Raw genomic sequence first — 14,871 nt, forward strand, 5'->3', positions numbered from 1 at the left:
CGCTAGCGCCGTGAGCTCAATGGAAATGGATTATCCGGCCACGTGATCGGCTGCCAGCCGCTCGAACCGCCGAGAGCAGCGTGTAACAAAGCACTTCCGATCCCTGCAGCTCCAAACGAATATCCTGTCTCCCACGTATCGAACGGAGCGGGAACGTGGCTGTAGCTGTCATACCAGCGGCTGCGGTGACCATAAAAGTCAATCATCTGGATGGTCTCCTGCCCGATACGATCTACCGCTTCCCTGTATCGTGCGTCCCGTGTCACCTTTCCCATCCCCAACAGGAACTCCATCACACCGGCTTTGCCCGAGTGCTGGCAGAGCGCATTTTCTTTCGGCGCCATTGTCGTCAATGGACGCTGCAAGGCGCCGAGGATGCCGTCAGCCAGTTTTTGTGACATCTGGAAGAACGCGTTATCGGCAGTAACTTTATGCAGCTGATAAAACAGACGCGCGGTTCCGGCGGCTCCTTGGCTGAAACCGATCTGAAAGCTCGTCGATTGCGCAGGCAGACAGTACGGAATCAGAACGCCTTCGTTCTGCCGGCATGCAAGGCGCTCAATCCGAAGCGCACCTTCACGCGCTGCCTGCAGATAGTCAGCCTGTTCGGTGTCCTCATACGCTCGAGCCAGGGTGTAAGCGATACCTGCGGCGCCGTACTCGAAGTTGGGGACATACGTTCCATCTGCTCGCTGGATCGTGCGTGATGGAAGTTCACTCAGGTGGGCTGAGTTACCGGAATCCTGCAACGCCACTAATCTGTCGGCTCCCTGCGCTGCTACATGACGATAACCGGAATCATCCAGTATCTGCGCCGCATACAGCAGATAGAGGATGACGCTGCTGTCGCCCGCGATGCTCGATGTCTCTGACCAGCTCACACCATCGCTGTCGCGAACGGCTGACTCGCTTAGATAACCAGTGATGGCGTCTGCCGCATGCTTAATCGTTGTTTCCTGACTGATGCGCCAGGTCTCTGTTAGTGCAAAGCCCACACCGGCCAGACCATCGTAGAACGAGTGCCGAGTTCCGGGAGTTACCTCCGGAGACCGCAGCATCTGTGGCCACGTAGTGGAGAGAAAGCGAGCGCCACTTACCGCATCCTCGAGGTAAGTGGCGTCTTCGGTAGCTGCATACATTTCGAGAAGAAAAAGGAGAATCCCCGCGCTTCCGCGGCGGATGTTTCTGCTCTGCGCTGCAGAGAGCTCGCGGCTGGGATGAATTGGTTCGGGCAACCAATACTTCCCTTGCGAGGTCTTCATCTCTCCGGCGCGAATCCATCGCGCAGCTTCCATGGCGCCGTGCAATAACTCGTTGCGAGTCTGTGCAGACGACATCTTCGCCGGAACCGCCAGTGCCGGCAACGAGCAGCCCGCAACCGCGGAAGCAAATGCGCCCTTGAGAAACGAACGCCTCGATCGATCCTGCTGCAGCAGATGTAACCGGTACACGGTTCTCTCCTTGCCTGCTACTTCCTTACTCGGCCTGTCCGTTTATTCCTTTACGACCTGTCCGCGAATTTCGCCACCTGGATTCGCAGCGGTATGGAGGTTAAAGTACCACTTACCATCCAGCAGATCTTTCGTTTGTTCCTGGGATAAGGTTGCTGTACCTTCCAATGGACTCTCGATCGGGTTTGCGTTGACGGGAACCTGTGGCTTTGCGTTGACGCCCTCCCCTGCCGGTCCGTGGAAGTGTGCTGCCGTGACAGGGCCGGTCAGACCCTTGAAGCTGACGCGGTATTTCAACTCACCTGTGTCTGTGTCCAGGGTTGCTGTCAGCGTGCCAGTACCGGCAACATCTTTTGCCGGCACTTCATGGGAGCCTGCCAGATCAGCTTTCAGTGAGACCTGCGCTGCAAAAGCACTCAACGATCCAACGGACAAAACGGCGGTTGCAACGGCGAAACGCATCTGGGTACGAATCTGCAGAAAAGACATATGACGTTCCTCTCAAACAACAAATCAAAGTTAGAGGGCCAGAGTGATGCTTCCAGGCGGCGTTGCGCACGGCATCGCTGAAGAGACACAACAACTCAAATGTCAGGAAGAAAGATGCCGCTCAACAACGCGTGCGCTCAACCTGCTGGAAGCCAAAAAGGCTTAGCGGGAGCAACAACAACGCTGATCGGGGCGACGCATCATGAAGGTGATGCTAGAGCTCAGACTGATCCACGTCAAGCGAAGGCATCTCTCTTTGAAAAAAGGGCGGAGCTCGAACGAAGTCGGTTGATTTTCTCTTGGTCTCGAACTTTGGTTAGACCTTAGATCGCCACCCGACACATCGCTGGTCATGCCTTTTGAGATGTGAGAAGGTTCGCCGCTGATCGAGCATTACTCTCCATCACCGACTGTGTTTCCCCGATAAATTCAAAGTTTTCCAAGATCTTTCTTTTCTTATCGTTTCATCAATGGAAAAAATCCAATAGAGGGACGAAATTTTCATTGACCCTCGTCTATTCAGACCCCTATAGTTCCCTCCAAATTTTGGCAGCGATCAATCCTGTTCTCCGAATTGGTCTGACCAAATATCGTGAAGGAGTTTTGTATGACTTTAGGCCAACGACGTGGGATAACGTGTATTTTTGCGTTCTTTCTTCTCTTCGTGACTGCACTCACACTTCCTGCACAGACCGGCGGGACCGCAAGTCTTCAGGGAGCAGTAACCGATCCGACAGGCGCAGCCATCGCCGGCGCGAATGTCACGATCACCAACAACGACACGAAAGTCGCGCGCAACACCATCACAGACTCCGAGGGGCGCTATTCGCTGCCCAACATTCCACCGGGACCCTATACCCTGACGGTCGCTGCAACATCCTTCAAGGGCTACTCACAGACGGGTCTTCAACTCGAAGTCGGCAGCAGCATCACGATTAACCCCTCGCTCAGTGTCGGTACCTCTACTGAAACTGTAGAAGTTGCAGCATCCGGGGTCGCCATCGAAACAGAGTCTGCGACATACAAACAAGTCATCGATCAGAAGCGCATTACCGAGCTGCCCTTGAACGGCCGTCAGGCGACGCAGTTGGTTCTGCTCACCGGCGGATCTGTGGTTGCGCCCAGCAGTGACATGGTCGGTTCGAAAAACTACATCACTTCGGTCGTGATCTCGGTCGCTGGATCGCAGGGTAACTACAACAACTACTTGCTCGACGGTGGTGGCTATACCGACAACTTTACCAACGTGAACCTTCCGTTCCCCTTCCCGGATGCGTTGCAGGAGTTCTCGGTCGAGTCGAATTCACTGCCGGCGCGTAATGGACTTCACCCTGGAGCCCTGATAAACGCCGTTACTCGCTCCGGCACGAATCAATGGCATGGCTCGGCTTTTGAGTTCATTCGCAACAACATTGTGAATGCGACCAACTTCTTCTCTGGTATCAAAGACACCGTAAAACGCAATCAGTTTGGCGGCACCATCGGTGGCAAGGTAGTCACCGATAAGGCATTCTTCTTTTTCGGTTACCAGGGCACTCGCAATCGTCAGGTAAGCGCAGCGACAAACTCCTGCATCCCCACAACAGCAGAGCTGGCGGGCGACTTCAGTCAGATGCCCGCAGTCGGCGCACAGTGCGGCCGTGCCATCGCGGACAACGGCAATCTGTATGACCCTGCCACAAACTCGAAGATCAACACCAATCCGAATCTGGCAAACTACAGGAAGATTCCCACCAGCAGCCTTTCACAGACGGCGTTGAACCTGGTGAAGTATCTTCCCACCCCACTGGCCAATCCGACCACTGGCGCCATCAGCGTCGCAATTCCGGCAAACTTCACCGAAGACCAGTACATTGGAAGATTCGACTACAACATCAACAGCAATCACAATCTCTTCTTCCGCACGTTTATCACCAACTACAACGCCCCGGCCTACTTCTCACCCACGAATCTACTCTTGACCACAACTGCCGGTAACGATCAACGAGTTATGGCGTATACGCTGGGTGATACGCTCACACTCACGCCCCACCTGGTGAACAGCGCGCACGCCTCTTATACGCGCCGCCGTAATAATCGCGGACCGACCGCAGGCGGTATCAATGCTCGCACAATTGGCGTCAACATCTTTACTTATGTCCCTGCTGATCTGCGCTTGTCTGTAACGAACCAGTTTTCCGTGGGTTGCGGTACCTGCTCCCCGGGATTCTTCAACGTCAACACCGAAACCTTCTCGGATGATGTTGACTGGATCAAAGGCAAGCACCAGATCGCTTTCGGTGGCGAGTACATCCGTACCGGCGATAACACCAATTCCGGCTATCTGCAGAATGGGAACTTCTCGTTCAGCGGCGCGGCCAGCGGCGGACAATATGTCGGCGGCGGCGCTGCAACCAGCGCCGGTGAACCGATGATCGACTTCCTGACAGGAAAGCAGAACAGCTTCGGCCAGAGCCGCCAGCAGCAGACGAGCTATCGCCAGAACATCTTCTCGCTCTACACACAGGACACCTTCCACTTCAACTCGCATCTGACGCTCAGCCTGGGTGTGCGGTACGAACCCATGCTGTACCAGACCGACAAGTACGGGCGTGGCTCGACCTTCGATCAGGCAGCCTTCAATGCGAACACGCACAGCACGGTCTTCCCGAACGCGCCGGCCGGAGTCTTCTTTTACGGTGATAACGGCGTGCCGAAGAGCTTCACGAACAACCGCTGGAACAACTTTTCGCCGCGCTTCTCCATCAGTTATGACCCCATCGGCAACGGCAAGACCGTCTTCCGCGCGGGCTCAGCCATCATGTATGACTCTCCCAACCTGTTCACCTCACAGCGCCTGACCTCCAGCCCGCCGTTCGTCAACGAAATTGCTGTTACCGGGCCGGTGGACTTGACTAACCCGTATGCGAACTATAAGGGCGGCAACCCCTTTCCTGGCACCTTCCCGCCAGACGCCTCGGCGACGTTCCCGACCAATGCCTATTACGTTCTGCTTCCGCGGAACATCAGGACCCCAACCATCTACCAGTGGACTGCATCTGTCCAACAGGACCTTGGCCGGGGCTGGATGATGTCCATCAGTTATCTCGGCAACCACAACGCCCACCTCTGGTTGGGCCGCGCAATCAACCCGGCTACATACATTCCGGGTACGTGGACCGGCCCCGGATCATGCGGAGCTCTAACGGTATCTCCTGGTACCGGCACCGCCTGCTCGACGACCGGTAACGCCGCTCAGCGTACTGTTCTGGCGCTCTCCAGCCCGACGCAAGGAGCGTACTTCAGCCCCACGATGACACTCATCAGCGATGGCTACGACTCCAATTACAACGGCGTTATTGCAGCTATCCAACACCGCATGTCGAACAGCTTTAGCCTGCTGACCAACTACACATGGTCGCACTGCATCTCGGTCGGTGACGCACCCGGTGACGTCGCGGGTATTGTCAACCAGAATCCTTACTATCCTCGCGGCGACCGCGCTAATTGCGGCTTCGATGTGCGGCATATCTTCAACACGTCCATCGTCGCCTCCAGCAATTTCAAATCACTCAACCCCATTGCCCGCGCCGTTGTGAACGATTGGCAACTTTCTCCGATTATTCGCATTTTGAGTGGCGTTCCAATGGACATCATGAGCGGCATCGACAATTCACGAAATGGTCAATTACGTGACCGTCCCAATTACGTCCCAGGTGTAGATGTCTATACCCACAACCACATCCAGCGGCAGGCAAACCTGGCTTATCTCAACAAAGCAGCATTCACACAAAATGCCGTCGGGACCTTCGGAAACGTCGGCCGCAACGCTTTCCGCGGCCCCAAGTATTACAACCTGGATCTTTCACTGAGCCGCAACTTCCAGCTATACGAACGGTTGAAGCTGCAGATGCGCCTCGAAGGCTTCAACGTCTTCAACCATCCCTTCTTCGGCACTTCAGGCGGATCTGGCTTCACCACCACCTTGAGCTCGGGGACATTCGGCAACGCCACTGCCGCTTACGATCCCCGTATCTTCCAGGCGGCAGCGAAGTTCAGCTTCTAAGCGTAACTGCTAACCGAAAAGGGCCACCGCGACGCGGTGGCCCTTTTCGTTTGTGACGTATCTCATGTGAACATTGTCCCTTGCCCGGCGGCTGGGATTCTCATTGTCATTTCGTAGTAATCGGAACGCTTCGGAGAAGGAAAGAACAGATGAAGCAGATCCCTTCGGGATGAGAAATATATCGTAAATATATAAAAATACAGCAGTTATCTTTTGAGCAATCCCCATACAACTCCTACACAACTACGAAGAATCAGAGGATTAGCAGAAAAATCTACACAGAATCTGCACAGAACGAGTCAAGCGGACGGAGGGGCGAACGTGGCATTCGTCACCGACAAAGCGGAACTCAAGCCGGGTCTGATTATCTTCCGGCGCGGCGACGTGGATCATCGCATGTGGTATTGCCGCATGAAGATACCGAAGGCCGACCGCTACAAGACCGTCTCGCTCAAAACGACCGACATCGATGCGGCGCGTGAGCGCGCCTTCGATCAGGATGCAGACATCCGATTCCGTCTAAAGCACGATGTACCTGTGTTCAACCATCCCTTCCGCGAGGTAGGAAGAGAGTATCTGCTGACACAGGAGGCACGGGCGCAACGCGGAGAGATAAGCGCAGCCCGTCCAAAGAAAATGCGGGCCATCATCGAAGGCGCTTTAGACCGATATGTCGGTTCGACCCAGGTCCACCTGATCGGTGATGAGCTCTGGGGTGGCTATCCGGCATGGCGACGGGAGAACGGTGCGGGGCGGAACAGGCGTAACGGCGTTCGGGAGATCACTGCCGACATGGCGCAAGCCTTTGCGAATAAGGAAGCCGAACGCCGCACCAAGGTACAGCACACCCGAGGCATCAGGGTTTTGAAGCCGATCGAAGTCCAACCTACGGAGGGACGGGCGGTTCCCTTCATCAGCGATTCCACCATCCGCTTCGAGATGTCCATCTTTGGCGCGGTGATGAACTACGCCATCAAGAAACGGTATGTGCCGACCAGCCAGCGTTTCGATGAGCGGCCCAAGCTCAAGACCATGCGACGCGACGAGTTCACGCTGGAGGAGTACCGCAAGCTCCATACGGTCGGAAGGAAGTGGATTGCGCAGGCAGATAAGCCTTCAAGCGTCTGGAATCGGACCGTTACGTACAACATGATTCTGGTTGCCTGCAATACAGGGATGAGGCCGGCAGAGATGAAGAATCTACGCTGGCGCGACATCATGCCGGCCAAAGATCGCGAGGGGCGCGAGATTGTCGTGCTGTTCGTCCAGGGTAAGGGCAAGTCTCGCAGGTTGGTGGCTCCAAAGAGTGTCGGAGATTATTTGGAGCGCATCCGGGTTATCTCCAAAGCCACTAAACCGGATGACAGCGTCTTTACCAACGTCACGGGCACTCCCGCAAAAACTCTCTACAGCACTTTGATTGCTGATCTTCTGGATGAGGCGAGTCTGCGCGAAGGCACGCAGGGCGTGCCGCGCTCGACCTATTGCTTCAGGCACACGTATGCCACGCTCCGATTGCAGGAAGGGGTGGATGTGTATTTCCTCGCTGAGCAGATGGGAACTTCCGTCCAGATGATTGAGAGCCACTATGGGCACGTGAACACCGTCAAGCACGCGGACCGCGTATTGCAAGGCATGGCGGGATGGGAGCTGCCACACCCAGAAGTGGACGCTACCAGGGCCAAAGCGTCGAAGGCGGCGGAGACGCACGATAAATCCAAGCGAGGTCAGCATCGCAGGGCAGGCTGATCGTGGAACCTTCCGAAGCCGTCTTTGGCCGGAGCCGCTGGCGGAGGCTGGCGCAGGGGAGATATGATCCCGTCGTCCGGCCCGGACGCTCTTAGACGGGATCTTTCTGGATTTGCCGCTTGCCCCGCTGGGGCGTTCTTAGCGGCGAATCTCCACGCACGTGCTGCCCTGGCGGCTGTAATTAGTGCAGCGCCCCTGTTCCTTTCAGTGAAACGCTCGGCTTTGCGGAATGACGGGCCGCCGCAGGTCTTGACGGCGCAGGCTTCATCTCGTCGCTAAACCAAACGGAAAAGTTCTGCTCGATTTCAGCAAAAGGCTTCCTCAGTGCGCTCTGCAGGATCTCTTTTTGGTCCACCTGCGGAGTTTGTTCTGCATCTGACCCCTGATTTTTGATTTGCGAATATACCTCCCGGAGAACGCCCTGCTTATCGAGATATCGAACGAAACATGCGGCCATCGCATTCACTGCGGCTGCGCGTTGAAGATCATCTTGGCTCTTTGCCTGATACATGTCCCATCCGCCATCGATCAGAGTAGCGAGCGATGGCCGCTGAGACCATTCTTTTTGCAACATCTCGTCACGCCAACTCTTCTCGAAGAGGAACGAATTGACGCTGGGAATTCCGACTGCGATTTCTGAAGCGAGTCCTTCCTCAAGCCAAGCCGGTGCATCTCCAAAATTGCCCCGGATCATCAAGTGAGTCAACTCGTGAGCAAGTGTGCCACAGCTTTCTTCTCCTCCCATTCCTACGATTGAGAGATCCTCGTAAACCGAATATGCGACTGTTCCGGGCGGCAATTGAAGGCGATGAAGGGCCTCGGCGTATTCGTTCACCGATCCGACGATTGGGAGAGCGTACACAAGCACCATATCGTTCGGAAGCTCCATCTTGAAGTCGCGAATCAGGCTGGACTTGTACGGAGCGAGGCATACACCTGTTCGCATTGCTACAGCGTTGTCGGGTAAATCGGAGAAAACCAAGAATTGATCGACTTGAGCATGTCCTAGCTGAAAATGTTGGCTCCGTATGGGGCGAAGCAGATCGTAGGAGTGATTAAGGGCGAGGTCGGCCAAGATTGACTTCCTGTCATCGTCGCTCCCAACCGGGATCCTTCGCGCCAACAGGTCATCCGATAAGATCGGAGATGTCATGATAACTGAGCTAGCTTTACTGTTCTTGCTGTAGACGAGGTACCCGCTTTTGCTGTAGCCTGTGACGCCAGCCGTCAACTCAGCCGCACCGTTCGCGCCAGAGCTAGGAAGTTGTGTCGGTGGGATTCCGGATGTAACTCTGCATCGATCGATCTCATTTTGAATGACATCCCGTTGTTTGTCTGTTAGACGACCACGGTCAAGGGCATGACCGAGCATCCTTTGACCATCAGGCTGGAGGCCAGCCATCCGGCATTCTGTAGTGCCTATCATGTAAGCGACTTCCCATTTCCTCCCTCCGGGCCCATTCCAATATTTCAAGAGTTCTTTCCGAACGGCGTCGTTGCCGGGGTCAGGGTAATGCTGTGTTGCCCATTCCTTCTCGATAGAGGAAAGGCTTTGAGCAGAACCATTCCAGCAATAGAAGGCAGAGCATATAAGCGCCAGCAATAAAGACCTTCTCACCTTACTTCCCCATTCACTCAGTGCTTAGATTTTGATTCTGTGATGATCTCCGTATTCGGCGGTGTCACCGTCTCCGTTTTGTTGCCAGCGACGGTGGCTCCGGGAAGAACATGGGGTGCGATGTATACAGGATGATCGGTGACAGTAATTCGGGTCTGCGAGGTCACGGCAACGATAAGAAGAATTGTTCCGAAACACGCTAGTACGATACCCGGAGATGTGCTCGCTATATCTACACGCCAACCTGTAGCACCGCCGCCAATCTTCGCGGGATCTTCCTTTAACTTGCCGAGAATAAAGACCGCTCCGAGAAGAGCCATGATCTCGCCGGTGATGAAGGCAAGGTGCTTTGTCCAGATTCGCGACATCAGGAGGGCATTCGCCTGGTGATACCGCTTGTCCAGTGCATCCGCCTCCAGCAAGAGCAGGCTACGAGTGATTTGTTGATTTGGATTTGAGTTGACAGCGTTCTCGGGAAGGGTGCGCTCCATCAGTGCCCGTATGGTAGTTACGTCGGGAGATTGAATATCACGACGCACGAGCACCATGTCGGAGATGCTGACGGCAAGCAAAATCACGGAGACCAGTGCTACAAACCACGTCATGAATGGCAAAATGCGGAGTTGCCATTGCGCTCTATTGAGCGAGTGAATTGGGTAGAGATCAGATTCTTCGGCAATATAGGGTGACTGCTGATGAGGCGTATCCATCGTCAAGGCGCTCCTGTTCCAGAAAATCTAACTCCACAACCAATTTTTCTAGTTCGTTACGGGGCCCTTCAATTTTCCAATGACAGCTAATACTTGTGCCGTGAGCGCTGAACCAGCCTACCTATTCCTAGCGTTCCCATCGTCTCCGTGATGTCATCGCACGTCAAGAGGAAAAAAGTTGAAGCCACACGCCTGAAATGCGTGTGGGGTCAGTTGGTTCGCGAAGCAAGCCATCTTAGCTCCCACAATTTGATCTACTTGCCGCGCGGCCGTGCCAGCTCCAAGATGAGGAATTAGTGCTTGGGAGCCTCTCTAGTCCAGCGTGAACTGTTGAATCTACCCGATCTGGCCGGGCCAGCTTGAATGCTCCTGCTCGCCGACTACCTGGACGTATCGGGAGCGAAGAACCGGTGTCAGTGCCGGAGTAGGTGAGTTCAAAGCCAACGGCATGTGGTGGCTGCGTTTGGAATTGCGGCGCGACAGAGTGCCCTATTTATTGGGCTCGAGCGTTCGTCTGCAACCAAGTGCTGCCTTGAACGAATCCAATTTCGTGTTTTGCCTTTCCTGATCCGCCCACTGCGTATCAATTTCAAGTGTCTGTTCAGGGTTCAAATGCCATGAGAGGGGCGTCGTCGATTCCTCGCGATAGGGCACTCGAACAGGGATCAGGTGAGTGTGGCTGTTGGTGCTGAGAACACGGTTGAGCGCTTTTTGGAGGAGATCCTGCTCGATTTTGCCGCGCGTTTGCTGCGAACTAGTGCGCACCGACATTAGCGTTCCGACTGGCGCGAGGATCTGCCGTTGCCACGTCCATGGAGCTCCGCTGGACTTGTCCTCGGATGCGGAATCGATGATGAGCAGGTACACATCGTACTGATCGAGCGCCGCACCGGCCCCCATGAGCCATTGCACTGCACTCAGCATTCCGGAGTTGTCGTAGTACCCACCATCCCCGAAGTGCAGTTGGGCATACTTTCTGTCCGTCTCGGCACGGGCCATGGGCGATACGTATGGGAACGTTGCGGAGAGCCTCGCTGCTGTCGCGACACTGAGGTCGTAGCTTGGGAAGAAGGAGAAGAACTGGAGGGTTGCGGCCTCGGCCCTGTCGGGCTGCTCATAGAGTCCCGTTGTGGCAGCAATGAACCGATTGCCCGTCTCGGACACGGTGGCGTTGAATATGTTGGCGGGCCTGGCTCCGTGAGCGACGTCGTCATTCCAAGCGGCTAACGTGGGTGTCTGCTCGCGCCTAGCCCAGTGCTTTGTCCACTCCTCTTCGAGCGCCCAACCGCGGTCGATATATTGCCCGGTCGGCCATATATGCAAGAGGTTAAGCATGTTGGACCCGGGTACGGTACGCAGCAGATCGGGATAAACGAGTCCCCAGCCTACAGCTCCCAGGTCCGATGCGCGGGCTTCCCGATTGATCGACTTCAGCATGTTTGCATCAATGCTTTGGCCGTCGTATAGCCCGGTAAAGTACATTGCACCTTCACTCCCGCCAGAAACTGAACTGATAAGTACGACTGAAGATAGAAAACGATTCGTAGAACCGACGGTACAGTCAGTTGCTAAACCTGTGAGTACCTGGGCCGTCCACGCCGAAGCGCGAATGCCTCCACCAGCCGTAGCTACAACGACCAGGTTTTTCCCCTCGCTGCGACGAGTTGCCCAGCTCTTGATTACCTGGTCGGGAGGCAGCACGGTGACTGCTTGGTGGGTCTTGAGCTCGAATACATGGTCCGTTCCACCGGCCGTGGCGAGCAGCATAGAGGAGACAAATACGGTCGTAAGAACAGGTATGCGCAGCCGGTCTAGGAAAAAGGATATTCCAGAAAAGAACCATGCGAACAGGCAAAGAAGGAGGATGACATAGACCATTGCTGCCGGAGGATCATCGGTTTTCGTGGGCGAAGTCATTATTCCGATGACAAGGTAGATGGCCAGCGTAGTTAGAAGGGCCGTTCCTGCGAGACGATGGCCCGACCGGAGCACTGTTACTTGCACCTCGCCGACCGTCTGCTTCCTTAGCAGCCCTGTCTGTAGGCTTTTGGGCAATGCTCTTGCCAAGACCGCAGCAACGATTTTAGAGGGCAGCCAAGGAGGGCCGCCGCGAGGCTGGACAAAGGGGAGCGGTGGATATAGCGCGCACACGGTCTTCGTTCCATCGGGGTCTTCAACCAGCGCATGAATCAAGGCGGTGATCACTAGAAAAACCAGAGCGCCGAGCGCCGCCAGTAGGACCGCGAGCAGTTTCGTCTCGATGCTGAGCGCATTTTGTGTGCCAACCCAGGTCATCGCGATCATCGGCGCAGCTAATAGCGAAAACAACGTGGTAGGCCACCATGATGCGCCAAGTGAAGGATTTGCATCGCTGAGGTCCGGAAACCGTTCGGGCGCGTACACCAAAATGAGCCGTGCCGTGATCATGACGATCAGCGCAAGCAGAAAAGAGGCATAGCAGATGAGGAAAAAGGATGTTCGGGCTATGGCATCGAACAGCCCGTAGAAGATGGACGGCGCGTAGAAATAGCCGGACGGAAGAATAACGGCAAGCAGGAGCGCGGTGATGACCGGGAAACGCAGCAGGTACGCATACAGAATGAAGCGCTGCAAGTTGCCGGGAGAATAAAGGACAATCGCCAGTACGAGAGCGAGCGTGAGCAGGAACATGCCGACGCTCGGGTTAGCTTGTGCCAGTGTTCCCCAAACGATTACTGCGCCGGCTATGATCAACAGGCCGCCTAGCAACCTCCTGCGCCACCTCGAGTCCCCAATGGGATAGAAACCCAGCAGAACCGCGGACACGCCAAGCATGCACCACTTCACTGTGGAGATCGTTCCGGGTGTAGTGAACTGCTGGCGTCCAAGTTCGACTGCGGACAGCGCGCGCAAAAGATAGAAATCTTCAGCGATATCACAAGCGGCCGTGACGGAGATGGCTACTGCGACGCCTGTGAAGAGTAGTCGGGCCGCGCGTTTGGGCTGCTCAAGAGCATAGAGGCTTGCCAAGGCCAGAAACGTGAGCCAATACAGGGCTATGAAGCCGAAATCGAGTCTGGTATTGGCAGTGACTAGGTGAAGATTATTGGTGCGATCGGCCCTCGTCTGATTCGTTGTATCTGTCTCGGCCGCAATTGCGTTCGTGAAGCATCTTGCATCACGACTCAGTTCAAGCTGAATGAGATCAGGCCCGGATTTGTGCGCGCACTGTTCCGGAATCACTACTCCGAGATGGCTTGGCTGTGACACGTAGCAGCTGAACTGGAGCTGCATAGCTCCGCCGTACAGAACCGTTAGCAAAAGCAGAAACCAAAACATGCGGACAGCGAACTTGTTCCCAGCACGACGGATCCAATGCATCGGCTCCGTACGGAGTCGTCGACTAACCGGCGAATCGTTAGGGTTCTGGGATTCAACAGCGCGGAGAATTGGTCCGACGCAGGTCAAAGGCAGGTAGACGCGCATGCGTGCACTCCAGGAGATGAGATCATCAGAACTTTGCAACGTTGCAGCCCGGGGGTAAAGGAGATTCGACGGAAACTCTAGCACTGGTACAGCCGAATGCAAACTGCTTTTCACTGCGGCACTTTGACTGCATGACTCCGGCGCGGCGATTCGTACCGGGTAGTCCGTGGACGTGTATTCTCGGATGAGAACATCAGTGCAGATGATTGAAACTCACTATCGGCGCGTGAACGCCATCAAGCATGCGGACCGCGTGTTGCAGGGCATGGAAGGACGGGAAATACCGCAACCGGAAACCGGGCGATACCAAGGGTAAGGCGTCCAAAGCAGCAGAGACCCGCAATAAATTCAAAAGAGATCCGCGCAACAAGCTGCGTTGACTGTGAACCGATCGGAGCCGTTCTTTGGCGGAAAGGCTGGCGTAGGGAGATGGTGTCGCCATCATGGAGCCCGGCGTACCTACCAAAGATGATTCTGATTTGCCGCTCGCCCTGCTGGGGAGTTCGTCGCGGCAAATCTAAGCGCACGTGCCGCCGCAGGCGGCAGTTTTTAGGCAGCCATAAGCCTTTCGCTTAATGTGCCAACCTGAAACGATGCGGGACTATATCCGCTCGGCCTGCCCCGACAAGAGATACAGGTAGTTACCCTACTGTCCCAGCTCTTCTAGAGCCATGGACGCTAATTTTGTATTGGCATCATCCAAGGCTTTTTTTGAATCGTGCCATTGTGCTTTCGTAGAGCTATCTGGATTGCCGTTGCACTTCTTGAACAGTTCGTCACTTAGGCCGCGAGCCACGTTTGTCTGATCTATGATCAAAGGTCGTTTGGCATAATACGCTTGGATACGTGTCAAAGATGTTCGGAAAACATCAACATTTTCGCTTTCGAATTTGTCGCGATTTCTGTTAAATGCACAGAAATCGCCAGCTGCAACGCTATATTGTCGAGAAGCGGCGATGAACGCTTCTACAGCGTTGGATCGTAAGGTCATCTGCGTCCCGATCAGGGCCTTATCGAGGTCATCGACGTGACTAATAAATTTCAACGAGAGAAAGGCTCCCACGGCGCCAAGTATCATGGTGCGGCATGTTTCTGCCCAAAATTTGCGAGAGTCACTCCATTTCCTCAGCTCGTCCGCGCTCTTACACTTCAGGTCATCGCCCATCTTGTCTCCTAAATGCGACGATAATACGACAAAATTTCCACTCTAGTGTCTCGATCCTGAGAAAATGGATGAGCAGGTCTCCCGGAAAAGGCTGTATCACCATGTCCCGATTTAGGTCACAAATAGACGTCGCGCCGATTGTCCCCCTCATAAGAAGCGGCAAAATCGGGACATGAGGA

At 55.0% G+C, this 14,871-nt stretch carries 8 protein-coding genes; 2 read left to right on the plus strand and 6 right to left on the minus strand.

Features of this window, described 5'->3' with window-relative positions; genetic code table 11:
* Positions 1 to 2: 2 nt before the first annotated feature.
* Together OHL21_RS16490 and OHL21_RS16495 are read right to left on the minus strand one after the other, a co-directional pair.
* Positions 3 to 1,451, minus strand: coding sequence for a lanthionine synthetase LanC family protein (locus tag OHL21_RS16490; protein WP_263418384.1), 1,449 nt, complete (start codon positions 1,449 to 1,451; stop codon positions 3 to 5).
* A gap of 42 nt (positions 1,452 to 1,493) precedes the next feature.
* Complete coding sequence (locus tag OHL21_RS16495; protein WP_263418385.1) at positions 1,494 to 1,940, minus strand: CHRD domain-containing protein; 447 nt, start codon at positions 1,938 to 1,940, stop codon at positions 1,494 to 1,496.
* A 607-nt stretch (positions 1,941 to 2,547) separates the two neighbouring features.
* Here OHL21_RS16495 and OHL21_RS16500 point away from each other — a divergent pair.
* Both OHL21_RS16500 and OHL21_RS16505 read left to right on the plus strand, forming a co-directional pair.
* On the plus strand, positions 2,548 to 5,985 hold the full coding sequence (locus OHL21_RS16500; protein ID WP_263418386.1) for a TonB-dependent receptor: 3,438 nt from the start codon (positions 2,548 to 2,550) through the stop codon (positions 5,983 to 5,985).
* Positions 5,986 to 6,306: 321 nt separating this feature from the next.
* Positions 6,307 to 7,734, plus strand: a complete 1,428-nt coding sequence (locus tag OHL21_RS16505; protein WP_263418387.1) for a tyrosine-type recombinase/integrase — start codon at positions 6,307 to 6,309, stop codon at positions 7,732 to 7,734.
* A 181-nt stretch (positions 7,735 to 7,915) separates the two neighbouring features.
* Here the strand turns inward: OHL21_RS16505 and OHL21_RS16510 are convergent, their stop codons facing one another.
* From OHL21_RS16510 to OHL21_RS16525, 4 genes are all read right to left on the minus strand, one after another.
* Positions 7,916 to 8,809 carry a hypothetical protein gene (locus OHL21_RS16510; RefSeq protein ID WP_263418388.1) on the minus strand — a complete coding sequence of 298 codons (894 nt, stop codon included), beginning with the start codon at positions 8,807 to 8,809 and terminating at the stop codon, positions 7,916 to 7,918.
* Positions 8,810 to 9,369: 560 nt separating this feature from the next.
* Complete coding sequence (locus OHL21_RS16515; RefSeq protein ID WP_263418389.1) at positions 9,370 to 10,068, minus strand: hypothetical protein; 699 nt, start codon at positions 10,066 to 10,068, stop codon at positions 9,370 to 9,372.
* A 483-nt stretch (positions 10,069 to 10,551) separates the two neighbouring features.
* Positions 10,552 to 13,284, minus strand: a complete 2,733-nt coding sequence (locus OHL21_RS16520; protein ID WP_263418390.1) for a patatin-like phospholipase family protein — start codon at positions 13,282 to 13,284, stop codon at positions 10,552 to 10,554.
* An 889-nt stretch (positions 13,285 to 14,173) separates the two neighbouring features.
* Complete coding sequence (locus OHL21_RS16525) at positions 14,174 to 14,692, minus strand: hypothetical protein (protein ID WP_263418391.1); 519 nt, start codon at positions 14,690 to 14,692, stop codon at positions 14,174 to 14,176.
* Positions 14,693 to 14,871 lie beyond the last annotated feature (179 nt).

This window comes from Terriglobus albidus (assembly GCF_025685425.1).
Lineage (GTDB): Bacteria > Acidobacteriota > Terriglobia > Terriglobales > Acidobacteriaceae > Terriglobus > Terriglobus albidus.

Coding starts and splice junctions, on each gene's coding strand:
- OHL21_RS16500 (WP_263418386.1), top strand. CDS start 2,548: ATGACTTTAGGCCAACGACGTGGGATAACGTGTATTTTTGCGTTCTTT.
- OHL21_RS16525 (WP_263418391.1), bottom strand. CDS start 14,692: ATGGGCGATGACCTGAAGTGTAAGAGCGCGGACGAGCTGAGGAAATGG.
- OHL21_RS16495 (WP_263418385.1), bottom strand. CDS start 1,940: ATGTCTTTTCTGCAGATTCGTACCCAGATGCGTTTCGCCGTTGCAACC.